The sequence below is a fragment of the Microbacterium sp. NPDC078428 genome (assembly GCF_044542535.1).
In the GTDB taxonomy this organism is placed as follows: domain Bacteria; phylum Actinomycetota; class Actinomycetes; order Actinomycetales; family Microbacteriaceae; genus Microbacterium; species Microbacterium limosum.
Map to the genome: position 1 here is coordinate 177,813 of NZ_JBITUP010000002.1, position 22,777 is coordinate 200,589.

Consider the following 22,777-nt stretch of genomic DNA (forward strand, 5'->3'; position numbering starts at 1 on the left):
CCGCGCGCCCCGCCGGCCGGAGCGCCTACGCCGCTCACCAGTGCGGCGGGACGTCCCGTCGCATCCGGTCGTCGTTCGGACCGCGCTCCGTGGGCTCGGCGGCGGGCTCCGCCGTCGCGTCGCCCTTGACGGGCTCGACCGTCGTGCCGGGGGCCGGGGTCAGCTTCGCGCGGCGCGCACCGGGAACCCGCACGATCCGCTGACGCGGAGCGCCGGATGCCTCGGCATCCGCATCATTCGATGACATCGATCGGCTGGGTCGAGGTGTCCACGGCGGGCGCGTCGGGCTGGAGCCCGAGGATCGCCGCGATGCGCGAGGCCACCGCCGCCGGATCGGTGTACAGGTCGAAGGAGTGCACCCGCACGTAGTGCCAGCCGAGCCGCCGCAGCAGCTGAGGCCGCAGGCGCAGCGCCTCGCGGAGGGACTCGTCGTGCGTCTCGGGATCGCTTTCGACGACGACCGCCTTGCCGCCGTGCTGCGCCACGAGGGGCAGCAGTCCGCGGTAGTTCACGTCGACCGTCACGCCGAGGCGGCGCAGCTCGCCCGCCAGCCGCCGTGTCAGCGGATCGGCGAGGTCTTCGAGGCGCGGCTCCCGGCGCCCCGCGGCGACGCCGCCGAGGATCGACATGAGGGTCGCGGCGCCGTGCTCCAGTCGCCCCTCGTCGAAGGCCGAGGGGCGGATCGACGAGACGATCACCATGGAGCGGCGGGCGCGTGTCATGCCCACCGTGAGCAGCCGCTCGCCGTCGGGGGTCGACAGGTCGCCGAAGTCGCTCAGCACCCGACCGTGACGGGTGAGGCCGAAGCCGAGCGAGAAGATCACGCGGTCGCGGCTCTCCGCCACCGACTGCTCGAGGGTGAGCACGGCGAAGGGCTCGGCCGTGTCGCGCGTGACGAACGCCGAGACATCCGAGCGGCCCGCGAAGGCCGTGTTGACGGCGGCGCGCACGCGCTCGGCGTGACGCACGCTCGCCGTGACGACCATGAGCGACTCCCCCGGCCGGTTCACGGCGTGCTCCAGGACGAGCGTCACGACGCGCGCGACCTCGGTGTCGGGGCTCTCCACGGCGCCGGTGATCGGATCGGGGGCGCCGAAGCCGCCCTCGACGTAGTCGACGGTGAGGCTGCCGCGGCCGAGATACGACCCCGCCCACGGCGCCGAGACGATCTCGCCGCCGTAGAAGGCGTCGTTGACGAGCTCGGCGAGGTCTTCGCCGCCCGCGCGATAGCTGCGGGTGAGGGTGTAGACGGGGAGCATCTCGGCGAGGCGCTCGAAGACCGAGACCTCGTCGAAGGCCACCTCGGGCTCCTCCTGGGGCACGACGCCCGCGGCGAGCGCGAACGGCGAGGGCTTCTGCGTCACGGGATCGCCCAGCACGATCACCTGGCGCGCGCGGCGGATGGCGGGCGCCGCCTCGGCGAGGTTGATGGCCCCGGCATCCGCGATGATCACGGTGTCGAAACCGGGCGACTCGGGCAGCTGCGGGACGTCGTAGGGCGAGGCGAGCCAGACGGGCGCGAGCACGCGGCCGAGGTTCGGGGCGACCTGCGCAAGACCCGCCGCCGTGGGCGTGCCCCGCGTGAGCAGCACCTTCAGGGCGTCGGCCTCGTCGGGGTGGTCGACCAGGCCGATCTTCCACTCGCGCGCGAGCTGCCAGGCCAGGAGCGGGCCGGATGCCGCGGCGTGCGCCTCGTCGACGAGTCGGAAGTCCCTCTCGAGGCGATCGACGACGCCCGTGTTCGCGCCGAGCAGCGCCTTGTCCCCCCGGAGCATGTGCTCGAGCGTGGACTGCCACCAGGCGTACTCCAGCTCGGCGCCCACCCGGTCGGCGGGCACGTGGCGCACCGAGAGCTCGGAGAGCAGCTGCCCGAGCCCCAGGCGGGAGAGCTCGGCCCGGAGTGCGGTGCGCTCGATGAGGTTGTCGAGCACCTCGGACTCGGCGGCGAGCCCGCCGAGGATGCGCACGAGCCGGTCCACGGGCAGCGCGGCGAGGCGCTGATCGAGGTCGCGCCCGAGCGGGGTGTCGAGCTCGGCGAGCTCCGCGGAGACGCGCTGCCAGGCCACGTGCACGTCGGCGAGGCCCAGCGGCACCTCGGGCGCGACCCCCGCGTCGACGTAGCGCTGCCACTGCGTGCGCTGACGGTGGATGCGCACCAGCGCGTCGTGCATGTCGACGACGTGAACGCCGGGGCGCACGTACTCCTTCGCCAGGCGGCGCAGCCGGCGACGCTCCCCGCCGCGCATGTCGGCGGCGTCGCGCCGCGGCCCGACGGCCTTGATGAGCTCGGCGAGCGGACGCTCGTAGACGGAGGGGCTGAAGCGGTCGAGCGAGTCGCGGATGTCGATGAGCAGACGCAGGTAGTCGCCGAGCTCATCGATCGAGGCGAAAGGTCGCATGCGCGTCTGCGCGATGAGCTCGTACCCGCGCTCGAGGAGTCGGGGCACCTCGGTGGCGTGCAGGCGCTGCGCGAGCCTGTGCGCGGCCTCGGCCTCCTCGGTGGAGGAGAAGGTGACGCCGTACCAGGGCGAGTCGCCGGGTCCGAACCGGAACTCGCCGAGCGACGCGGCGAGCCGGAGCTTGTCGGCGGCGTCGGAGCGGTCGCCGGCGAGGCGGGTGAGCGTGTCGTAGTCGAAGCGGGCGGCCGTGTTGGCGGCCCCCTCGCCCCACTGCAGCTGCGCAAGCGCACGCACGGTCTCCAGCGGGCTGACCCCGAGGCCGGGAACCTTCGCGGTGAGCGAGCGGCGGTATGCGATAAGCAGCGCCCGCAGGCGCACGAGCGCATCGTCGACTTCCGTGAGCTGCGGCGCCCTCGCCTTCTCGTTGCGCGCGATCGCGCGCACGAGGTCGCGTCCGGCCGATGCGGGCGAGCACGCCAGGCCCGGCAGCGAGATCTGCTGCAGGCGGTGCCGCACCCCCTCGATCGTCGAGCGGCGGGCGCTGACCACGAGCACGCGCTTGTGGGCCTGCACGAGAGCGCCGACGGCGTTGATGACCGTCTGCGTGCCGCCCGTGCCGGGAAGGGTCGCCACCGCGATCGAGCGGCCGGCCGTGATCTGGGCGAGCACGTGCTCCTGTTCGCCGTCGGCGTCGAGCAGGAGCGTGTCGGATGCCGGGGACCGCTCGTCCGATCCGGTGGATCGCGCCTCGCCGGGCTGGTGCGCGAGCGACTCCTTCGCCGCCGCGTGCCCCGCGAGCGCGTCGAGAACGACGCTCGGGAGGGTGACGCCGTCGCGGCTCATCGCGCGGGCGACGTCGGCGAAGGTCGACACCACCAGGCGCGGCTGCACCGTGAACGTGTCGATGTGGGCGGTCATCGCGCGGAGGCGGTCGATGACCCGCTGGGGCTTGAACACGCCGTGCTCGTGCGCGAGCTCGGCGAGCGAGGGCCCGTCGAGGGTGAGGCCGAAGTGCTCCCGCGCCACCGAGGCGAGTTCGGGGTTGATGTGGAAGCCGCCGTGGAGCTTCAGCTCGAAGTCGGATCCGTGTCGGCGGATCGCGAGCGGCCGCAGCAGCACGGGCGAGGTGTAGACGACGCCGCCCAGGCGCCACGAGGCGAGCCCGACGGCCAGATGCACGGCGTCGATCGAGCGCACGGTGCGCAGCTCGACGTTCTTGGCGGTGATCGCCTCGGCGGCCAGCCGCGCGGTGCGCAGCGCCACCTCGTCTCGGAACAGGCCCGACAGCAGCGTCGACTGTCCCGTGATGAACTGCGGCAGGCTGCCCGGATGGGCGTTGGTGATGTCGATGCCGGTGTCGGCGGCGACAGTGAAGCGCAGCAGCGGGGATGCCCCGCCGAGCTCCTTCGCTTCGGCACGCAGCCGCGCGCGCTCGTCATCCGCGACGTTCACGACCTGCACTCCGGGCTCTCCCAACGACAGCTCATGCGGGGTCACCGAGGACGCGGGACCGTTACCTTCCGCATCCACGGCGCTGCCATCTGCTCGCCACACACGGTCACCCTAAGCGGCTCACGGCGTACAGAGCGACAGGCGGGGCGGGTTTCGCGGTATTCGCGCGCCCGGTAGGGCTCCTCCCCCACCGGGGAGCCTCATCCCCTCTCCCCCGATCCGGCTCGGGCCGGCGAGGGGGACGACCCGCGCGGCAGGATGGGCGCATGCCTTTCGCGTTCGGCTTCCTCCCCTCACCCATCGGCACCGCCGTCGTCGTGCGCGGGGACGAGGGCATCGTCGCCCTCCGCTTCACCGACAGCGCGCCCGAGCAGGCCCTCGAGCGCATGCTGGCCGGCCTCCGCGGCGCGGCTCTTCCCGACCCCGCAGGATTCGACGAGCTGGCGCACCAGCTGGAGGAGTACTTCGCGGGGCACCGGCGCACGTTCGACGAGGCGCTCGACCTCTCGGCGACGCGCGGGTTCGCACGCGCGGCTCTCGAGGCGATCCGGCGCATCCCCTACGCCGAGACGGCGGGGTACGGCGAGGTCGCGGCCGCGGCCGGCTCGCCGCGCGCGGCCCGCGCGGTCGGCACCGCGTGCGCCACGACACCCATCTCGCTGCTCGTACCGGTGCACCGGGTGGTGCGCGCAGACGGCAGCCCGGGCGAGTACGGCGGCAGCCCCGAGGTCAAGCGCCACCTGCTCGCGCTCGAGGCGGCCCACGGGGCGGTGCGGGCATGACCGCCGCCCCGCAGCCTCGCGCGACCACCTCGACGGGGACGCCGCCCGGGGGCGCCCCCTCGCCCGACCTGATCCTCGGCGAGGACGGCCTGGTCCGCCCGCGCTGGGCCGCGACCGACCCCCTGCTGCGGGAGTACTACGACACGGAGTGGGGCATGCCCGTGCGCGACGAGCGCGGACTGTTCGAGCGGCTCAGCCTCGAGGCGTTCCAGTCCGGCCTGTCCTGGGCCATCGTGCTGCGCAAGCGGCCCGCCTTCCGGCACGCGTTCGCGCAGTTCGATCCGGAGGCCGTCGCGGACTACGACGACGCCGACGTCGATCGCCTGCTGGCGGATGCCGCGATCATCCGCAACCGCGCGAAGATCCTCGCCACGATCGGCAATGCGCGGGCGACGCTCGCCCTGCGCGAGGAGGGCGGGCTCGCCTCCCTCGTCTGGGGCTTCCAGCCCGCGCAGACCCCGCGGCCGACCACGGTGGCCGACATCCCTACCGCATCTCCGGAGTCGCGGGCGCTGGCTGCGGCGCTGAAGGCCCGCGGGTTCCGGTTCGTCGGCCCCACCACGGCGTTCGCACTGATGGAGGCCGTCGGCATGGTCGACACCCACCTGGTGGGAAGCCACCGCCGGGGCACGAGCGGGGTGTGGCCGGCGAGCGAGTAGGCCGCTCGCCGGCCACACCCGTGCCTCAGTGCTCGGTCGCCTTCTCCGCGCCGAAGCCGGTGAGGGAGCGCACGTCCATCTCGGCCGCCAGACGCCGGTCCTCCTGTCGGCGCGAGGTCACCGAGCCGAGCCAGCCGAGGAAGAACCCGAGCGGGATCGAGACGATCCCGGGGTTGTTCAGCGGCCAGATCGCCGTGCCGACACCGCGGAACACGCTCGTGTCGGTGCCCCAGAAGACGGGCGAGGCGACGATGAGCACGATCGCCGCGCCGAGCCCGCCGTACATGCTCCACACCGCGCCGCGGGTGGTGAACCCGCGCCAGAACAGCGAGAAGAGGATGGTCGGCAGGTTGGCGGATGCCGCGACGGCGAACGCCAGCGCGACGAGGAACGCGACGTTCTGTCCCTGCACGCCGATGCCGCCGACGATCGCCAGCACACCGATCACGATGACCGTGCGACGGGCCACCTTGACCTCGCCGTCGGGCGGAACGTCGCCCTTCTTCACGACGTTCGCGTAGATATCGTGCGCGAACGAGGCCGCCGCCGTGATCGTCAGACCCGCGACGACCGCGAGGATCGTCGCGAACGCCACGGCCGAGATGAACCCGAGCAGGATCGGCCCGCCGAGCTCGAGCGCGAGCAGCGGCGCCGCCGAGTTGACCCCGCCGGGCGCGGCGCGGATGACGTCGGGACCGACCAGGGCGCCCGCTCCGTAGCCGAGCACGAGCGTCAGCAGGTAGAAGAGGCCGATGAGCCAGATCGCCCACACCACCGAGCGCCGGGCCTCCTTGGCCGTGGGCACCGTGTAGAAGCGCATCAGCACGTGCGGCAGCCCGGCGGTGCCCAGCACGAGCGCGATCGCGAGGCTGATGAAGTCCCACGGGTTCGCGCCGTACTGCAGCCCCGGCCCGAGAATGGCGTCCGGCGGGGTCGTCGTCGAGGCATCCACGGCGCTGCCGAGCAGTCGGTCGAGGCTGAAGCCGTTGATCGCGAGAACCCAGACGGTCATCACGATGGCGCCGCCGATGAGCAGGAACGCCTTCACGATCTGCACCCAGGTCGTGCCCTTCATGCCGCCCACGAGCACGTAGACGATCATGAGCACGCCGACGACGGCGACGATGACCGACTGGCCGACGTAGTCGTCGATGCCGAGCAGCAGCGAGACGAGCCCGCCCGCCCCCGCCATCTGCGCGAGCAGGTAGAAGAAGCACACCGCGAGCGTCGTGATGGCCGCCGCCATCCGCACCGGCCGCTGCTGCAGACGGAACGAGAGCACGTCGGCCATCGTGAACTTGCCGGTGTTGCGCATGAGCTCGGCCACGAGCAGCAGGGCGACCAGCCACGCCACGAGGAAGCCGATCGAGTAGAGGAAGCCGTCGTACCCGTTGAGGGCGATGGCGCCGCAGATGCCGAGGAAGGACGCCGCGGAGAGGTAGTCGCCCGCGATCGCGAACCCGTTCTGCGGGCCCGTGAACGAGCGGCCCGCGGCGTAGTAGTCGGCGGCCGTCTTGTTGTTCCGGCTCGCGCGGATGACGATGAACAGCGTCACCGCGACGAACGCGCCGAAGATCGAGATGTTGAGGATCGGGTTGTTCTCGACGGTCGAGGATGCCGCATCGAGGGCGGCGAGGATCTCGGTCACGCGGAGGCCCCCTGCCGACGCTCGAGCTCATCGCGGATCGCCTCGGCCTTGGGGTCGAGCCTGCGGTTGGCGAAGGCGACGTAGCCCATCGTGATCGCGAAGGTGGTGACGAACTGCCCGAGCCCCATGAGCAGCCCCACGGTGATGTCTCCCCACACCCGCTGCGCCATGAACTCGGTCGCGAACGACGACAGCAGCACGTAGGCGAAGTACCAGACGAGGAACGCGATCGCCAACGGGAACACGAAGCTGCGCTGCGTGCGCTTGAGCTCCTGGAAAGGCGCGGACTCCTCCACCGCGACGTAGTCGATCGCCCCCGGAGGAGCGGTCTCGGGTCTCGGGTCGTTCATGCGGCCTCCTTGCCGACTCAACGAGCGCGACCGCCCTGGGCGCGCCGATTCCGGGCGCGACGGGCCCGCCTCCCCGGGATGTCATACCTGGGGCATAACCGCCTGGTTCGGACGGAATTCCGCGCGCTGCGTGGTGATACCCTCGACGCTACGAAGGCGGCGAGGATGCCGTCACCCCCGAAAGTAGGTAGCGATGCTTACGCAGGAGCGCAGCGACGACGACGTGCGACTGGTGGCCGGGGCGGTGCGCGATCTCGCCCGCCGCACCCACTTCCCCGTCGCGTTCGGCGGGCTCCTCTCCGACGGGTCGGTGTCCGTCACCTCCGTCGTGGGCAGCCGCACCCGCAGCCTCGACGGGCTGAGCGTGCGGCCGGAGCGGGGCCTCGGCGGCCGCGCCATGGTCGAGCTGCGGCCGCGCATGACGCGGGACTACCGGAGCGCGCAGCACATCACCCACGATTACGACGGCCATATCCTCGGGGAGGGCATCACGACCCTGCTCGCGGTGCCGGTCGTCGTCGACGGCCGCGCACGCGGCGTGCTCTACGGCGGCGCGTGGGCATCGCAGGGTGTCGGCGATGTCGTGGCGGCCCCCGCCTTCCAGGTCGCCGACGCGCTGGCCGCGGAGCTTCGGGTGCGCGACGAGGTGCGCCGCCGCGTGGCGAAGCTCGCCCCCGCGCCGCTCGCGAGCGCGGGGCTCTCGGCTCCGCTGCGCGAGGAACTGCGGGAGAGCTACGCCGAGCTGCGCCAGGTCGCGTCGGGCATCGTCGACCCCGCCCTGCGCCGCCGCCTGGAGGTGATCGAGCGGCGCCTGGCCGCCATCTCCGGCGATTCGGGCATCGTGCGCGACACGGCCGCCGCCGGGCGATCGGCCGGCGACGTCTCGCTCTCGCCCCGCGAGATCGACGTGCTCGCGTGCGTCGCCCTCGGCGCCACCAACGCCGAGATCGCCGGGTCGCTCGGGCTGAGGGAGGGCACGGTCAAGGCCTACCTGTCCTCCGCGATGGGCAAGCTGGATGCCGCGACGCGCCACGCGGCCGTGACGAAGGCGCGCCGGTCGGGGCTTCTGCCCTGATCAGCGCGCGGTCGTGCCTTTCGCCGATCGGTGCCGATAAGGTGTCGACATGGCCCGCAGAATCGTGCATCAACTCGTCGACGACCTCGACGGCTCCCTCCTCGAGGTCGGAGAGGGCGAGACGGTGCTGTTTTCGCTTGACGGCGTCGCCTACGAGATCGACTTGACCGACGACAACGCCGCAGCGCTGCGCGACGCGATGCAGCGCTTCATCGACGCTGCCCGGCCCGTCTCCGCGCGCGGTGCCCAGGCATCCGCCGCGACACGCAAGCGCCGCCGCACCGGCCAGCAGGACTACACCGCGGTCCGCGAATGGGCCCGCTCGAACGGCCACCAGGTGTCGGAGCGGGGGCGCGTGCCGGCCGCCGTCATCGAGGCGTACGAGGCGGCGCAGGGCGCCTGACGCCGGCGCGGGGTGGCTGCTCAGCTGATCGCCCTCTCTATCGCACGCGATCCCGGTTACATGGGAGAACCCTCCGAATGGGCGCTGTGGCTTGAAACGACTCCGAATTCTCGGAATCGTGGCGTTCTCGCCGTCCCCTACGGAAGGAAGAGCACCATGCTCACACTCACCGAGAACGCCGCAACCGCTGTCCGCTCCATCGTCTCCCAGGTTCCCGAGGGAGAGAACGGCGGGCTCCGCATCCGCGGAAACGGCACCCCCGAGGCCGGTTTCGAGCTGCAGATCGCCTCGTCCCCCGAGCCCGAGGACTCCGTCGTCGAGCAGGGCGCCGCGCGTGTCTTCCTCGAGCCGGCCGCCGCGACCGAGCTCGACGACAAGGTGCTCGACGCAGAGGTGTCGCAGGATGGGTCGGTGCGCTTCGCGCTGGCCGCACAGGCCTGACCCAGAGTTTTCGCGAAGGGCTCCCGCCGCCGGCGGGGGCCCTTCGTCGTTCCCGATCGGATATCGCGCGGCACCGAGCGGTCGACGGGATCAGTCGGCGGGCGGTGGTCACACTCTCGCGGAAGGGTCAGTCGTTGCCGCCGCCGCGGTTGCCCGCCCCGCGGCCGTTTCCGCTGTCGTCGCCGGGGCTCCGGTCGCCGCCGCGGTCGCTGCCCGGACCTCGGTTGCCCCGGTTGTCGGTGTCCGGGCCCCGGTCATCCGCCCCGGACGGGGCATTGCGTGTGTCCGCGGGCGCGGGCACCTCGGGTGCGGGCGCCGGTTCCTCGGCGGCAGGCTCGGGAGCGGCGGGGACGACCGCAGTGTTCTGCTCCACCGTCTCGATGGCGCCCTGCTGCGGTGCCTCTCCGGCGGGAGCCTCCTGCTCCGGCGCGGGCGTCTGCTCGCTCGTGCCGCCCTCCGCGACCGGCGTCACCGAGGGAGCGGGGTCCACGACTCCGCCCGCAGTCGGCGCAAGCGCGACCGCGACAGCGATGAGTCCCGCCGCGAGCCCGGCCGCCCCACCCCACATGAGCGCGGGGCGGCGGCGCCGGCGTAGGGCACGGTGCTGCGACCGCGTGGTCGGGGGCGCGGGTTCGGAGACCGAGATGCCCGCCCGAACGAGCAGCGCCTCGATCGGCTCCGTCGCGGGAGGAGCGGGCGCCGGGGGCACCGCGACGATCGCGGGCTCGGCCGCCGTGGGTTCCTCCGCGCGGACCCGCGCCGGCACGTCGCCGGCGTAGAAGGCGAGGGCTGCGGCATCCATCGTCACGACCGACTCCACGACCGCCGTCGCGCTCGGCCGGGCGAACGGGTCCATCGCGGTCATCGCCGCAAGCAACTCCCGCCACGGCTCCGGCAGCCAGCCGGGGATCCTCGGAGACTGCGACAGGCGCACGACGATCGACTCCACGCCTGTCGAGTGCGGGAAGGCACGCACGCCGGTGAGGGTCTCGAGCAGTACGAGCCCGAGCGCATAGATGTCGGCGGCGGGCCCGGCGGGCGCACCGCGCACCTGCTCCGGGGCGAGGTAGGCAGCCGTGCCCAGGACGGTGCCCGGCGCCGTGAGGCGCGTGCCGTCGGTGAGGTAGGCGATGCCGAAGTCGGCGAGCTTGGCGCGGAAGGGCGCCCCCGACGCTCCCGGCGGAGCGAGCAGGATGTTGGAGGGTTTCACGTCGCGGTGCACGATGCCTGCGGCGTGCACGGTCGCGAGGGCGTCGGCGAGGTCGCGGGCGAGCGCCGCCACGGCGGCGGCCGGAAGCGGTCCCGCGTCGGTCCGCTCGCGCAGGGACGGGCCCTCGACGAGCTCCATCACGAGGTAGCCCATCTTGCCCGGGGCGGTATGCGCGTCGTAGAGGGTCACGAGGGACGGGTGGGCGAGCGAGGCCAGCAGCGTGGACTCCATCCGCAGCCGCCCCGAGTCGAGCCCGGGATCCGAGCTCTCGCGCATGATCTTCAGGGCGACGACGCGGCCGAGCACGATGTCCTCGGCGCGGTGCACCCGGGCCATGCCCCCCTCGCCGAGGCATTCGCCCAGCAGGTACCGGCCATCGAGCAGCTCTTGCGTGCCTGCGTCGGCGCGCGACGGGTCGCTCACGTACATTCCCTTCCGCGACCCGCCCTCCACGCGTCGCGCACGTCGGAAACGTTAGAGGCACGTGAGGGCTCCCCGTGCGGGGTTGACACGAGGCCCGCGACGTGATGGCGATGCCGGTAGCCCACCGGGGCGGCGATTTCAACCCCCCTATCCGGCCGAACGTCCCGCGTCACAGTGGACGCAAGCACGACAAAGGGGGCGCATGACACTCGAGATGGCGGTTGGGACGCGGGGCGTGCGGGCTCCGTGGCGACGCGGCGGAGCCGGAGATGCGCCCGATCTGACGGTGATTCCGGAGGCGCCCGAGCAGGTCCTCTGGCCGTGGGAGCGGATCGGTGTGGACCGGTACCGCGTGACCGACGGAGCGGCGACCCGCGGTTTCGTCGACGTCGTCGGGCCGGTCTTCGTCGGACTCGCCGGCGCGCGGTACGACCGCGCGGTCGAGATCGCGCAGACGCTCTCTCTCGAGTCCGCCGCCGAGGCGATTCTTCGCGCTTCCGGAGCCGCGAAAGCCTGATCGGGGCTCGGCACGGGAGCGACGAGCCTGTCAAGGCCTCACGGCCTGGCGCATCGTCGCCCTAATGTGGCCGACGCACGCACGCCGCACGGAAGGATGAGGGGCCCGATGACCGATCGCACCGACAGGATCTCGCTGGCCGGATCGGTGTCGCTCGGCACCGGCGTGATGATCGGCGCAGGCATCTTCGCGCTCGTCGGACAGGTGGCGGGCTTCGCGGGCGACTGGTTCCCGCTCGCGTTCCTGCTGGGCGGTGCCGTCGCGGGCGTCAGCGCATATTCGTACATCCGATACTCGAGCGTCAACCCGTCCTCGGGCGGCATCGCGATGCTGCTGAAGGATGCCTACGGTCCGGGCGTCGTCGCGGGGTCGTTCTCCCTCTTCATGTACGTGTCGATGGTCGTGGCCGAGAGCCTGCTCGCCCGCACGTTCGGCACCTACCTGCTGCGACCGTTCGGGCTGCAGGATTCCGCGGTGCTCGTCCCCGTGCTCGGCGTGATCGTGATCGCGGCGGCCGCCGTGATCAACCTCGTCGGCAACCGCCTCGTCGAGGCATCCGCCACCACCACCGCGGTGGCCAAGATCGTGGGCATCGCGGTGCTGGCGATCGCGGGCATCGTCGGCACGGCCGTCGCCGGCGACGGACTCTTCGCACACAGCTCGGGCGAGAGTCCCGACGTGGTGGGGCTGCTCGCCGGCACGACGCTGTGCGTACTGGCCTACAAGGGCTTCACGACGATCACCAACCAGGGCGACGACATCCGCGACGCGGAGAAGAACATCGCGCGGTCGATCATGATCTCGCTGGCGATCTGCGGCGCGCTCTACCTGCTCATCACCCTGTCGGTGGAGGCGAGCATCGGTGCGGAGGGCGCCGTGGACGCTCGCGACTACGCCCTCGCGCAGGCCGCCGAGCCGCTTTTCGGGGCGTGGGGCGTGGGCATCACGGTCGCGATCGCCGTGGTCGCCACGGTGTCGGGGCTGCTGGCGAGCCTGTACTCGGTCTCGCGTCTGTACGCGATGCTGCAGGACATGCGCCAGGCGCCGGCACTGCCCGAGCGGGTGCCGCACCAGCCGCTGCTCATCACGGCGGCACTCGCGATCCTCGCGACGGCCTTCCTCGACCTGTCGCAGATCGCGTCGATGGGAGCGTTCCTCTACCTCACGATGGACATCGCCGTGCAGTGGGGCGTCATGCGCCACCTGCGCGAGAAGATCCACGCCGTGCGGTGGATGCCGGTGCTCACGATCGTGCTCGACCTCGCGATCCTCATCCCCTTCACGATCATGAAGGTGCAGGACGACCTGCTCACTGTGATCGTGGCCGCGGCGGTTGCGGCGGCGATCTTCGTCGGCCAGGTCATCACGGTGCGCGCGAGGAGCGCGCAGCGGGGCTGACGTCGGCGATCTCGGTGCCGACGGGACCCGAGACCCGCCGGGTGGTGATCCGGGCCCGATTTCTCATCTTCTTCTCATCTTCAGACCCCTGATCGGGGCGGATTCCGGGGCTTGGATGTCGGTGGCCCCGGGCATGATCGCCCCATGACCGATACCGCGCTCAACGCCCGGCTCCGGGCCGACGCGCGGGTCGATGCGCTGCTGCCGCGGCTCGTCGAGGTACGGGCGCAGAAGGCGCGGCTCGAAGCCGAGGAGGCGCGCCTGCTGGCCGAGGCCCGCGGCATAGCGGAGGACTGGACCACCGAGGCCGGCGGCGCGCGCACCGGGTCGGATGCCGAGCTGCCGTACCGCTCGATCGCGGCCGAGATCGGGGCGGCGTGGCGGGTCAGCGACCGCACGGTGCAGCGACAGATGCAGGATGCCGCGACGCTCGTCCACGACTACGTCGCCACCACGGCCGCTCTCGAGGCGGGGCAGATCTCCATCGCCCACGCCCGAGCCCTCGTGTCGGCCGGCGCCGTCATCGAGCACGCCCAGCTGCGGGCCGAGTACGAAGACACCGTCCTCCCGCTCGCGTTCACCGAGGCGGCCTCGCGCTTCGCCCCGCTCGCCAAGCGCCGGGCGGAGTGGTTCGCCGACACCACCTTCGAAGAGCGCCACCACCGTGCGCTCGACGACCGCGCGGTCTGGGTCACCGACCTCGACGACGGAATGGCCGAGCTGCGGGCGCTGCTGCCAGCGGTCGTCGCCCACGGCATCCACGACCGCCTGTCGCAGATGGCCCGCACCGTGGTCGATGCGCGCAGGCATGCCGTCGCCGGCGAGGGCGACGCCTCCCACCCTCGCGTCGCTCACGACTCGGATGCCGAGGCCTCCGACGACGAGCGCACCACCGACCAGGTGCGCGCCGACGTCTTCGCCGACCTCCTGCTGGCGGGAGAGCCGACGGCGCACACCGTTCCGGGCGGCCTCGGGGCGATCCGGGCGAACGTCCAGGTCACCGTTCCGGTCATGAGCCTCATCGAGAAGCGCGTCACCGACCCCTACGAAAGCCCCTTCCTCGTGGGCCACTCCCCCGTCGATACCCGCACCGCGCTCTCGCTCACGGCGGCGGCGCCCGGATGGGATCGCATCCTCACTCACCCGATCTCGGGGCAGGTGCTCGCGGTCGACCGCTATCGCCCGAGCGAGCACATGCGCCGACACCTCACCGTCCGGGATCAGCACTGCCGCTTCCCCGGGTGTCGCCTGCCCGCCAAGCGATGCGACGCCGACCATACGATCGACCACGCCCACGGCGGCGCGACGAGTGCCGAGAATCTCGCCCTGTTCTGCCGACGACATCACGTGCTCAAGCACCAGACCGCCTGGAGGGTGACTCAGCGGGGCGGCGGCGACCTCGAATGGACCAGCCCCACCGGACGCAGCTACATAGACACCCCCGTCAGTCGCGTCGAGTTCGCCCCCGACCCCGAGTGCGAGATCGAACCCGATCCCGTGCCGTTCTGATCCCGACTCGGGGCACAAGCGACGACCACGAAGCAGGACCGCGAGTCGGCGGGCCGACCCCTCGGGTAGATTGCGTGCGAGCGCCCGGGCCCCGACATGACGGAAAGGTCGCGCATGACCGACACCACCTGCCACGTCTCGATATCGCTCGACGGGTTCATCGCCGGACCCGACCAGAGCCGGGAGCACCCGCTCGGTGTCGGCGGGCTTGAGCTTCATCGCTGGCACCTGGGTGACGAACGCGCCACCGAGGCCGACGCGACCGCGAGCGACTGGCTGGGGCGCCCGCGCGGCGCGTACATCATGGGCCGCAACATGTTCGGGCCCATCCGCGGCGAGTGGGACGAGAACTGGCGGGGATGGTGGGGCGCCGAGCCGCCGTATCACGCGCCCGTCTTCGTGCTCACGCATCACGCCCACGAGCCGATCGAGATGGCCGGCGGCACGACCTTCCACTTCGTCACGGAGGGGTTCGACGCCGCGTATGCCCGGGCTCTCGAGGTGGCGGGAGACGCGGGCATCCACATCGCGGGCGGCGCCTCGACGGTCCGCCAGGCGCTCGCCGCCGGTGTCGTCGACGAACTCACGCTCGACATCGCTCCCGTGCTGCTCGGAGCGGGCGAGAGGATCTTCGACGGGATCGGGTCGTTAGGCTTCGAACCGGTCGAGGCGCTGAACTCCCCGCTGGCGACGCACGTCCGCTACCGCCGCACGGCGCGACACGTGCCCGCACCGGGAGAGCCGAGCGTTCCCGAGATCGAAGTCGACGAGACGGTGCCGCCGCGTCCGGAGGAGGAGGTGGCCGACGCGCTCCGCGCAGACCCGGATGTCGACGACCACGGCCGCGCGCGGTGAACTCCGGCGCGAGTCGCGTCAGGCGCGCTGCCGGATGACGCGAGCCGTCGCAACCGGGTCGGGCCGGTGCATGACCGACTCGGGCACGATCACGAGCTCGGCGGCATCCATCTCCTCGGCGAGCCGATCGGCCGCGGCGACCAGAAGCGGGAACGTCTGCTCCCCGCGCAGGATCGTGACGGGCTGCGACACCGACAGCATCCCGACCGGCGGCGTCGAGAGCTGCGCACTCAGCCGAGCGTCGTAGACGGTCGACTGCGCGACCGCCACGAGGCCGGGGAACGCATCGCTCTGCCGGATCGCGTCGACCATCTCGCGCGGCAGCTCCACGGCCTCGAGCTGAAAGGTGATGACGGCGTCTGCGCTCCTGCCCTCGTCTACGAGGCGCTGCAACCGATCGGCGAGCCCCGGGTCGGGTTCCCCGACGCCGAAGTGGAACGGCGGCTCGGACAGGAAGAGCGTCCGGATCGGCGCGCCTCGGGATGCCGCATAGAGCGCGAGGATGGCGCCCGACGAGTGCCCGAGGACGATCGCGTCGCCGCCGACCGCCTCGATCACCGCGACGAGGTCGTCCGCTTCGTCGTCGGGGGTCGACCCGCGCTTGTCGCCGCTCGCACCCCGGCCCCGCCGGTCGACCGTGATCGCCCGGAAGCCGACATCGGCGAGCGCCGCGGCGAGCGCCGCGCCGTCGGCGGCCTTCGAGAAGGCTCCGCCGACGATGACGACGGGCGCGCCCTCGCCGGCCTGCTCGAACGCGATGACCGTGCCGTCCACGGATGTCGTGGTCTCCATGCCGTCACCCAACCACGGGCCCCCGACAGCGACAAGAGGCGGATCTGCGCCGAAGCGCGGGGTCCTACGCGCTGAACTCCTTGCCAGGCCAGTACGCCCACTCGACGAAGCGCTCGACCCGGCCGGAGGCGTCGAAATCGAGTTCCCACAGATCGAGGTACTCCTGTTCGGGCTCCGAATAGTTCACTCTCACCCGCGCAACGGCGCGCGAGCCCGCGACGAGGATCGATTCGACGTCCATCGTGAAGGGACGCGGGTCGTTCCACTCGGCGGCGATCGCCTCGTGTCCGACCCGAGGGGTCTCGTAGGGCGAATCGAGGTACTGCGCGTGTTCCGTGAAGAGCGTCGAGACGGCGGCGCTGTCGAGTTCACGCCACGCGCGCTCGTACTCGGCCACCCACTGACGTACGGCCGCGGCATCCATTCGCCCACCCTGCCACAGAGCGAGAGCGCTCACTCAGGAGAGCCGCCCCCGGCGAGCAACGTCGGCGCGTCCAATCGGCTGCGATTCGCGGCGAGCCGACCGTTAGCATTGCGGGGTGACTGCCCCGCAACCGACCGAAGACGTGCCCATCGGTGGCGACAGCATCCGCCTCGGCCAGTTCATGAAGTTCGCGGGGCTGCTCGACTCCGGCGGCGATGTGAAAGAGGCGATCATCGACGGCTACGTGCTCGTCAACGGCGAGGTCGACCGCCGCCGTGGCCGGCAGCTGCAGCTCGGCGACGTGGTCACCTTCGAGGGGCGCAGCGTCCGCGTCCGTCCGTGAGGCCGGCCCGGGCTACTGCAGCGGGTACGACCGACGCCGGCGCTCCTCGTCGGCCTTCAGGATGCCGTTCTTCACGGCCGTGCGGATGATCAGGTAGAACACCCACAGCGTGAGCGCCAGCATCCCGAGGTACAGCACGATGGCGATGAGGAATCCGACGATTCCGATGCCCGCGGCCCACCCTGTGTAGTCGTTCTCCATGCGTCTGCCCTCTCGCGATTGGTGTGTCGAGGTTATCGAGCACCACGACGCAACTCGCCGTCGGCACACCGACGGCAGATGACCAGGGGCGGCAGACGCGGTTGCGCGGTCCCCGGCGTCGCACTACTCGCAGGCGAGTCCGTCCCCGTCGCCGTCGCCGTTGTTGCCCGTGCCGTACGCGAACCATTCGTAGATCGCCGCCTGCGAGGGGTCGTCGCGGTCGAACGGGCCGGACGGATGCCCGGCCTCGTTGCGCGAGAGCTTCGTGCACGACGAGTACGCCTGCCACCAGCTGATACCGAGCGACGGAGCGGGAGCCGCCCCAGCCCGACAGGCGGCCGTGATCACGTTGCGGTCCGCATCCAGCACGGCAGTCTGAGCCGCGCGATACTCGGCCTCCAGCGGATGCGCGGGGTAGCCGTCGCTCGAGTCGTATCGCGCCACCGCGTTGCCTGCGTCGATCTGCACGCGGCCGAGATCCGTGCCGTCCGCGGTCGCGACGCTGCGCAGCATCCGACCATAGTCATCACGGTCGTTCTGTGCGGCGGGCAACGAGAGCACCAGCGGATCGCCGACGGAGACGAGACGGCCGAGCGCGGCGGATGCCTCATCGTAGCCGCATTCACCGCGTTCAGGAGTGTCGATGCCGATGATGCGCACTGTTCCCGCGCTGGTTTCGATCGTGTCACCGTCGATGACCGCGGCGAACGTGACGGTGTCGGTGGTTGCGGGCGGTGACGGGGAGGAGGATGCCGGGGCGGTCGGAGCCGGGGCTGGGGTGCAGGCGGCGAGCAGTAGCACGAGGGTCGCCGAGCTACCGATGGATGAGGAACCTACGAGCCGCCGAACCGTCACGCTTCACTCTCTCAAGCGCCAGCAGCAAGCATCAAACTACCGAGGTCGATGTCCGACCTCGGGGCCAGGAGCAGGGCGGCGCGGGAGGCCCTGGATCAGGTGATCACAGAAGCGACGAGTCGGGCGCTGAAGCTGTAAGCGCTCGGCGTCTCGCCTCTGGCAGCAACTCAGTGCGGACCGGCCGCGGTGCCCCACAACGCGGCGACGTGACGGCTGTCGGTGCCACAGCAGCCGCCGACCGTCACGCCGGGCAACCGGGCAAGAAGTTCGCGCGTCGCGCTCACGAGAAGTGGCAGATCGCCGGCGTCGAGTTCCTCCATCTGGTCGAGTTCGGCATGCGAGAGCGTCGAGGCGTTGGGGCGGAAGAAGGTGAGGCGCTCCTGCCACGGTTCGTCGTCGAGCGCGGGGAGTATGTGCGTCGGGTGGGCGCAGTTCAGGCCATAGAAGTCAGCGGGGGCCGCGGCATCCACGGCGCGGATGGCATCGACCAGCAGACTCCCGTCCGGCAGCCGACCGTCGGTCTCGACCGTGAAGGAGATCGATACCGGAACGCCCACGCTCCGCGCCGCACGCACCACCCCGATCGCTTCCGCGGGCTCGGCCATCGTCATGGCGTGAACGAGGTCGGCCCCGGCATCGGCGAGCGACCGAACCTGCGGAAGGTGGAACTCGGCCGCCTCATCGGCGTCACCCCCCGCCGCGATGTACCCGTCGCCGCGCGGACCGATGCACCCCGAGACCCGACTGCCCTGCACGTCGGCACCGGCCAGCACGGCTCGGATGAGCGCTACCGCCTCCCGGTTCACCCGGTCGAGGGAAGCTTCGTCGTAGCCCAGTCCACTGCCCCACGCCGAGTTCGCCCGCCAGGTGGGGGTCTCCAGAAGCAGGCCCGCCCCCGCCGCACGCGCGATCGTGGCGTAGTCGGCGTAATAGCGGCCGAGCAGCGCGGTCCCGTCCGCGCCATCCAGCAGCGGGAAGGCGGCGAAGGAGGGCAGGTCGATGCCGTGGTTGAAGATCAGATCGGTCTCGAGCCCTCCGTCGGTGACCCATCTCCCGTCGAGCAGTCCCATGGCACGCACCCTTTCCGGACTGTTTCGGTCTGTCGTATCAGACGAAACGATCCGGAACAATGGCGGGATGCCGCGGGACTACTGCCGGGTGCGGACGGTCGACTCATGGGGCGCGACCGCCTCGCTTCGACCGTGGTCGAGATGAGGCCGAGCGAGTGCGGCAGGTGATGACGGCGCTCGCTGAAACTCCCCAGTTCTGCTCATCGAAATTCCCCACCCTGGGTCGCTCCGTCGCATGAGGCGGGCCTCCCTCGATGCTGGTGGTCTCTGACCACACACCAGCCTTCGAGGGAGGCCCGTTGCTCATGCTCTCAGAGAGGAGCGGCGTGGAGATCCACGCTTTGAAAGAACGGGGTTGGACGATCAGCGCGATCGCCCGCCACACCAATCACGACCGCAAGACGATCCGCGCCTATCTGGCCGGCGAACGGCAACCCGGCGTCCGCGTCCAGGCGCCGGACCCGTTCGACGCGTTCGTCGACTACGTCACCGAACGGCTCCGTGAGGATCCGCATCTGTGGGCGCAGACGCTGCTGGACGAGTTGCGTCCGCTCGGGTTCACGGGGTCGTATCCGACGTTGACGCGGCAGATCCGGGCCCGGTCGCTCAGGCCGGCGTGCACCGCGTGTTCGCATGTCACGAAGCGGCCCAACGCGGTGATCGAGCACCCGCCTGGGGAGGAGACCCAGTTCGACTGGCTCGAGCTTCCCGACCCGCCGGCACACTGGGGGTTCCCGCACAAGAACGCGTGCGTGCTCGTCGGGTCGCTCGCACACTCCGGCATCTGGCGGGCAGTGATCTCCCCATCGATGGACGTCCCGCACCTGCTCGCTGCGATGACCACGCTGCTCGCCCTGCTGGGCGGTCTCACTCGCGTTTGGCGGTTCGATCGGATGGCGACGGTGTTGAACCACCGCACAGGGGACCTGGTCCCGATGTTCGCGGGGTTCACGAAGCACCACGCGGTGCAGGCGATCGTCTGCCGGCCACGGTCGGGGAACCGGAAGGGCGTGGTCGAGAAGAACAACCACACCGCCGCGCAGCGCTGGTGGCGGAACCTCCCTGACGAGCTCACCCTCGAGCAGGCGCAGGCCAGCCTCAACGCGTTCGCCCGGGCGCAGGACGACCGTCCCCGCGAAGACCTCGCCGGGAAGACGACAGCCGCCGCGATGTTCCAGGCCGAACGGCTCCGACCACTCCCACCAGTGGTGTTCCCGGTGATCGTGACCGAGGAGCGCACCGCCACGAGGCAGGCGCTGATCGACTGGCGCGGGAACCGCTACTCCGTCCCACCCGAGCTGGCTGCGGCAAAGGTCGAGGTTCGGCAACGGCTCGGCGCCGACACCATCGACATCGCCACCCCGTCCGGCACGGTCGTCGCCCGGCATCGGGTCGCCGAGCCCGGGCTGGGGGTCACGATCCGCGACACCGGACACGTCACCGCCCTCGAAGCGATCGCGTTGGCGTCGGCGCCTCCCGGGCATCCGCACCGCCGCAAGGAACGCATCCCACCCGGGCCTGCCGCGCTGCGCGCCGCGGCCGTCCTCACCGGCACCATTGCGGCGCCGTCGACCGTGATTGACCTAGCCGCTTACGAGCAGGCCGCGAAGAACAGGAACACCCTCCAATGACCACCACGACCAAGGCCGCCGCGGCCGTCTACCAGCAGCTGCGCGGACACCTCCTCGACCTGAAGCTCGCCGACGCCGCCGAAGCCCTCCCCAAGGTTCTCGACCAGGCGACCGCGGAGGGCTGGACCCTCACCCACGCGCTCGAGCACCTGCTGCGCGTCGAGGTCACCGCGACCGACGCGCGTCGCCTCGCTGGCAGGTTCAGGTTCGCGAACCTCCCCACCGGCGCAACCCTCGACGACTTCGACCTCGACCACGCCTCCGGCATCGACAAGTCCCTGCTCGCCGAGCTCGGCACCTGCCGCTATATCGACACCGCGACCAACGTGCTCCTGATCGGCCCTCCCGGGGTCGGGAAGACACACATCGCGACCGGGCTCGGGCACGCCGCCGTGAAGGCCGGCTACCGCACCTACTTCACCTCCGCCGCCGACCTCGCCGCCCGCTGCCACCGCGCCGCGATCGAGGGCAAGTGGGCGACCATGATGCGGTTCTTCGCCGGACCGACGCTGCTGATCATCGATGAACTCGGCTACCTTCCGCTGCCCGGCGAGGCCGCGTCCGCGCTGTTCCAGGTCATCAACCAGCGCTACCTGAAGACCTCGATCGTGATCACCACGAACCGGCCCGTCGGAGCCTGGGGCGAGATCCTCGGCGACACCACCGTCGCCGCCGCGATGCTCGACCGACTCCTGCACCGTTCGGTCGTCGTCACCCTCGACGGCGCCTCCTACCGGCTCCGCCACCACGCCACCGCAGCCGACGAACTCCGCCGCGTCACGACCGGCACGAACCTGCGCTAGCGTTACACCGCGACCTGGGGAACTTCGATTAGCAACGCTGGGGAGATTCGCTGAGCGCCGTCAGTGATGAGTCGCGCATACGTGGAACCGACAGCGCTGCTGTACCACTTGACGGCGATCGTGGGGTCGAGCGAGGCGCCTCAGCGTTCGGCGTCGGGCACGCGCCGCCGCGAGAACGGAAGGTGTTCACCGTGACCGGATCTCTGGCCTCACTCGGTGCACCATCGCGGTCGTCAGGTACCCTCGTCGGAACGCCAGTCGAGGCGGCCGTACCGGCGATGGTTGGCGGTGCTAGTCAGTCAAGAGCGTGCCGCAGCTTTACCCGATTCCCAGCAAACGCTCGAGGCCGTCCTCCGTGATGATCGGGATGCCGTACTGCCGGGCCTGCTTCGCCTTCCCCGACATCGAGTCGGGGTCAGCCGCGACAAGCACCTTCGCCGACTTCACCATCGAATTCTTGGGTACGAATCCCATCTGTTCGAGAATCTGGAACCACTCGGGACGGTCACGCCGGGTATCGCCCGTGATCACGATCGTGTCGCCCGGGAAGAGTCGGAAACCGGTACTCAGTGTCGGCGTGGCCTGAACAGGAGGCGTTGCGGCCTTCAGAATCGTCGCTTCACCAACCTCGAGCACGCTTCCAATCGCTTGGATGTCGCTCCACTCTCGCTCCGTCAGCTTGCCGTCGGCCCACGCTGCCGTGACGAGGCCGTCGAAGTAGGCCTGGTGCATGCGCCCCACGGCCGAAGGCGCTAGCCCGAGATCGCGCGCAAAGCTCAGCAGCGCGTCGGCCTCCGTCACAGACATGTGCCGATCGAGAAGCGCCCGATCGAGCAGCGCGAGATAGTCGAGATTCAACGAGCCGTCATCGACGGTGGGCTCGACCGCGACATGCAGTCGCTCAAGAATGGAGCGCGGCATCACATCTGCGTCTTCTCGAGGTAGCCACCCGACCGGCGACTCGATGGGGTGAGGCCAGTCGCCCGTCGACATCAACCATTGATCCCACCAAGCTCGGTCGTGCCCTGCGCTCAGGTACGCACGCAGGAGTCCGGCCGTCGCCAGAGCATCGGCGGACGCGCGGTGCGCGTCGTCGATCGATGCGCCGATGGCCGCGCAACAATCCGAGAGGCTGCGATGCCCGGGAAGGAATGTCGCTGCGAGCTGCATCGTGCACATCCAATAGTCACGACCCGGACACCACGCGCCTGCTTGCACCATCGCATGCTCGAGGAACCGGGAGTCAAAGCTTGCGTTGTGCGCCACAGGTACACGTCCTCGCAGAAGGCTGGAGAGAGTCGGTGCAATCTGATGGAACTCCGGAGCCCGCGCAGCCGCGGATGCACTGATGCCGTGGATGCTTTGAGCTCCCATATCGCGCTGAGGGTTCACGAGGGTCTCCCACACCCCTTCAACTACGCCTTCGGGCGAGACGTGAACGACCGCCACCTCGACGATCCGATCGTGACGTTCGGGAAAGAGCCCGGTCGTCTCGAGATCGATCACAGCGAATCCGCGTACCATCTAGGACTCCTTC

22 protein-coding genes and 1 pseudogene are annotated in these 22,777 nt (G+C 70.9%); 12 read left to right on the forward strand and 11 right to left on the reverse strand.

The window, feature by feature from the left end:
* Positions 1 to 34: 34 nt before the first annotated feature.
* Together ACIGCK_RS05070 and ACIGCK_RS05075 are read right to left on the reverse strand one after the other, a co-directional pair.
* Complete coding sequence (locus tag ACIGCK_RS05070; protein ID WP_330170174.1) at positions 35 to 247, reverse strand: hypothetical protein; 213 nt, start codon at positions 245 to 247, stop codon at positions 35 to 37.
* Entirely contained in the window at positions 234 to 3,953 is a 3,720-nt protein-coding gene (locus tag ACIGCK_RS05075) for a DEAD/DEAH box helicase (protein WP_396664323.1), read from the reverse strand. The genes ACIGCK_RS05070 and ACIGCK_RS05075 overlap by 14 nt, the downstream gene beginning before the upstream one ends.
* 164 nt (positions 3,954 to 4,117) lie before the next feature.
* Between ACIGCK_RS05075 and ACIGCK_RS05080 the strand changes: the two genes are divergently transcribed.
* A complete protein-coding gene (locus tag ACIGCK_RS05080; RefSeq protein WP_396664325.1) occupies positions 4,118 to 4,633 on the forward strand; it encodes a methylated-DNA--[protein]-cysteine S-methyltransferase in 516 nt (171 codons plus the stop codon).
* Complete coding sequence (locus tag ACIGCK_RS05085) at positions 4,630 to 5,292, forward strand: DNA-3-methyladenine glycosylase I (protein ID WP_396664327.1); 663 nt, start codon at positions 4,630 to 4,632, stop codon at positions 5,290 to 5,292. The genes ACIGCK_RS05080 and ACIGCK_RS05085 overlap by 4 nt, the downstream gene beginning before the upstream one ends.
* 25 nt (positions 5,293 to 5,317) lie before the next feature.
* Here the strand turns inward: ACIGCK_RS05085 and ACIGCK_RS05090 are convergent, their stop codons facing one another.
* Both ACIGCK_RS05090 and ACIGCK_RS05095 read right to left on the reverse strand, forming a co-directional pair.
* Positions 5,318 to 6,940: a cation acetate symporter gene (locus tag ACIGCK_RS05090; protein ID WP_396664329.1), complete on the reverse strand. Its 1,623-nt coding sequence runs from the start codon at positions 6,938 to 6,940 to the stop codon at positions 5,318 to 5,320.
* Complete coding sequence (locus ACIGCK_RS05095) at positions 6,937 to 7,290, reverse strand: DUF485 domain-containing protein (protein WP_396664330.1); 354 nt, start codon at positions 7,288 to 7,290, stop codon at positions 6,937 to 6,939. The genes ACIGCK_RS05090 and ACIGCK_RS05095 overlap by 4 nt, the downstream gene beginning before the upstream one ends.
* Positions 7,291 to 7,483: 193 nt before the next feature.
* Here ACIGCK_RS05095 and ACIGCK_RS05100 point away from each other — a divergent pair, with 193 nt between their 5' ends.
* The 3 genes from ACIGCK_RS05100 (at position 7,484) to ACIGCK_RS05110 (ending at position 9,209) form a co-directional block, all read left to right on the forward strand.
* Positions 7,484 to 8,365, forward strand: coding sequence for a LuxR C-terminal-related transcriptional regulator (locus tag ACIGCK_RS05100; protein WP_396664332.1), 882 nt, complete (start codon positions 7,484 to 7,486; stop codon positions 8,363 to 8,365).
* 49 nt (positions 8,366 to 8,414) lie between these two features.
* Positions 8,415 to 8,768: an Lsr2 family protein gene (locus ACIGCK_RS05105; protein ID WP_396664333.1), complete on the forward strand. Its 354-nt coding sequence runs from the start codon at positions 8,415 to 8,417 to the stop codon at positions 8,766 to 8,768.
* A gap of 156 nt (positions 8,769 to 8,924) precedes the next feature.
* On the forward strand, positions 8,925 to 9,209 hold the full coding sequence (locus tag ACIGCK_RS05110) for a Fe-S cluster assembly protein HesB (RefSeq protein ID WP_330170182.1): 285 nt from the start codon (positions 8,925 to 8,927) through the stop codon (positions 9,207 to 9,209).
* Between the two features lie 127 nt (positions 9,210 to 9,336).
* On the opposite strand, the gene ACIGCK_RS05115 is transcribed toward ACIGCK_RS05110, so the two are convergent.
* Positions 9,337 to 10,842 (reverse strand): serine/threonine-protein kinase, encoded by a 1,506-nt coding sequence (locus ACIGCK_RS05115; RefSeq protein ID WP_396664335.1) that lies wholly within the window; start codon positions 10,840 to 10,842, stop codon positions 9,337 to 9,339.
* Positions 10,843 to 11,044: 202 nt separating this feature from the next.
* Between ACIGCK_RS05115 and ACIGCK_RS05120 the strand changes: the two genes are divergently transcribed.
* The 4 genes and pseudogenes from ACIGCK_RS05120 to ACIGCK_RS05135 all read left to right on the forward strand — a co-directional run.
* Positions 11,045 to 11,359: a hypothetical protein gene (locus ACIGCK_RS05120; RefSeq protein WP_396664337.1), complete on the forward strand. Its 315-nt coding sequence runs from the start codon at positions 11,045 to 11,047 to the stop codon at positions 11,357 to 11,359.
* A 108-nt stretch (positions 11,360 to 11,467) separates the two neighbouring features.
* Positions 11,468 to 12,757 (forward strand): APC family permease, encoded by a 1,290-nt coding sequence (locus tag ACIGCK_RS05125; protein WP_396664339.1) that lies wholly within the window; start codon positions 11,468 to 11,470, stop codon positions 12,755 to 12,757.
* A gap of 144 nt (positions 12,758 to 12,901) precedes the next feature.
* Complete coding sequence (locus ACIGCK_RS05130) at positions 12,902 to 14,266, forward strand: DUF222 domain-containing protein (protein ID WP_396664341.1); 1,365 nt, start codon at positions 12,902 to 12,904, stop codon at positions 14,264 to 14,266.
* A gap of 114 nt (positions 14,267 to 14,380) precedes the next feature.
* A pseudogene (locus tag ACIGCK_RS05135) lies at positions 14,381 to 14,977 on the forward strand (dihydrofolate reductase family protein); the annotation flags it as partial.
* A 162-nt stretch (positions 14,978 to 15,139) separates the two neighbouring features.
* On the opposite strand, the gene ACIGCK_RS05140 reads toward ACIGCK_RS05135, so the two are convergent.
* Positions 15,140 to 15,913, reverse strand: a complete 774-nt coding sequence (locus tag ACIGCK_RS05140; RefSeq protein WP_396664342.1) for an alpha/beta fold hydrolase — start codon at positions 15,911 to 15,913, stop codon at positions 15,140 to 15,142.
* A gap of 64 nt (positions 15,914 to 15,977) precedes the next feature.
* Positions 15,978 to 16,370, reverse strand: coding sequence for a nuclear transport factor 2 family protein (locus tag ACIGCK_RS05145; protein WP_396664343.1), 393 nt, complete (start codon positions 16,368 to 16,370; stop codon positions 15,978 to 15,980).
* A gap of 82 nt (positions 16,371 to 16,452) precedes the next feature.
* Between ACIGCK_RS05145 and ACIGCK_RS05150 the strand changes: the two genes are divergently transcribed.
* Positions 16,453 to 16,680 (forward strand): RNA-binding S4 domain-containing protein, encoded by a 228-nt coding sequence (locus ACIGCK_RS05150; protein ID WP_396664345.1) that lies wholly within the window; start codon positions 16,453 to 16,455, stop codon positions 16,678 to 16,680.
* Positions 16,681 to 16,692: 12 nt separating this feature from the next.
* Here ACIGCK_RS05150 and ACIGCK_RS05155 read toward each other — a convergent pair whose 3' ends face one another.
* From ACIGCK_RS05155 to ACIGCK_RS05165, 3 genes are all read right to left on the reverse strand, one after another.
* On the reverse strand, positions 16,693 to 16,881 hold the full coding sequence (locus ACIGCK_RS05155) for a hypothetical protein (protein WP_396664347.1): 189 nt from the start codon (positions 16,879 to 16,881) through the stop codon (positions 16,693 to 16,695).
* Positions 16,882 to 17,004: 123 nt separating this feature from the next.
* Entirely contained in the window at positions 17,005 to 17,682 is a 678-nt protein-coding gene (locus ACIGCK_RS05160; protein WP_396664348.1) for a thermonuclease family protein, read from the reverse strand.
* A gap of 221 nt (positions 17,683 to 17,903) precedes the next feature.
* Positions 17,904 to 18,806: a homocysteine S-methyltransferase family protein gene (locus ACIGCK_RS05165; protein ID WP_396664350.1), complete on the reverse strand. Its 903-nt coding sequence runs from the start codon at positions 18,804 to 18,806 to the stop codon at positions 17,904 to 17,906.
* A gap of 305 nt (positions 18,807 to 19,111) precedes the next feature.
* Between ACIGCK_RS05165 and ACIGCK_RS05170 the strand changes: the two genes are divergently transcribed.
* Together ACIGCK_RS05170 and istB are read left to right on the forward strand one after the other, a co-directional pair.
* Positions 19,112 to 20,437, forward strand: a complete 1,326-nt coding sequence (locus ACIGCK_RS05170) for a Mu transposase domain-containing protein (protein WP_396664352.1) — start codon at positions 19,112 to 19,114, stop codon at positions 20,435 to 20,437.
* Positions 20,434 to 21,240 (forward strand): IS21-like element helper ATPase IstB, encoded by an 807-nt coding sequence (gene istB, locus ACIGCK_RS05175; RefSeq protein WP_396664354.1) that lies wholly within the window; start codon positions 20,434 to 20,436, stop codon positions 21,238 to 21,240. Before ACIGCK_RS05170 ends, istB begins: the two co-directional genes overlap by 4 nt.
* 318 nt (positions 21,241 to 21,558) lie before the next feature.
* Here istB and ACIGCK_RS05180 read toward each other — a convergent pair whose 3' ends face one another.
* Entirely contained in the window at positions 21,559 to 22,746 is a 1,188-nt protein-coding gene (locus ACIGCK_RS05180; protein ID WP_396664356.1) for an exonuclease domain-containing protein, read from the reverse strand.
* Between the last annotated feature and the right edge of the window lie 31 nt (positions 22,747 to 22,777).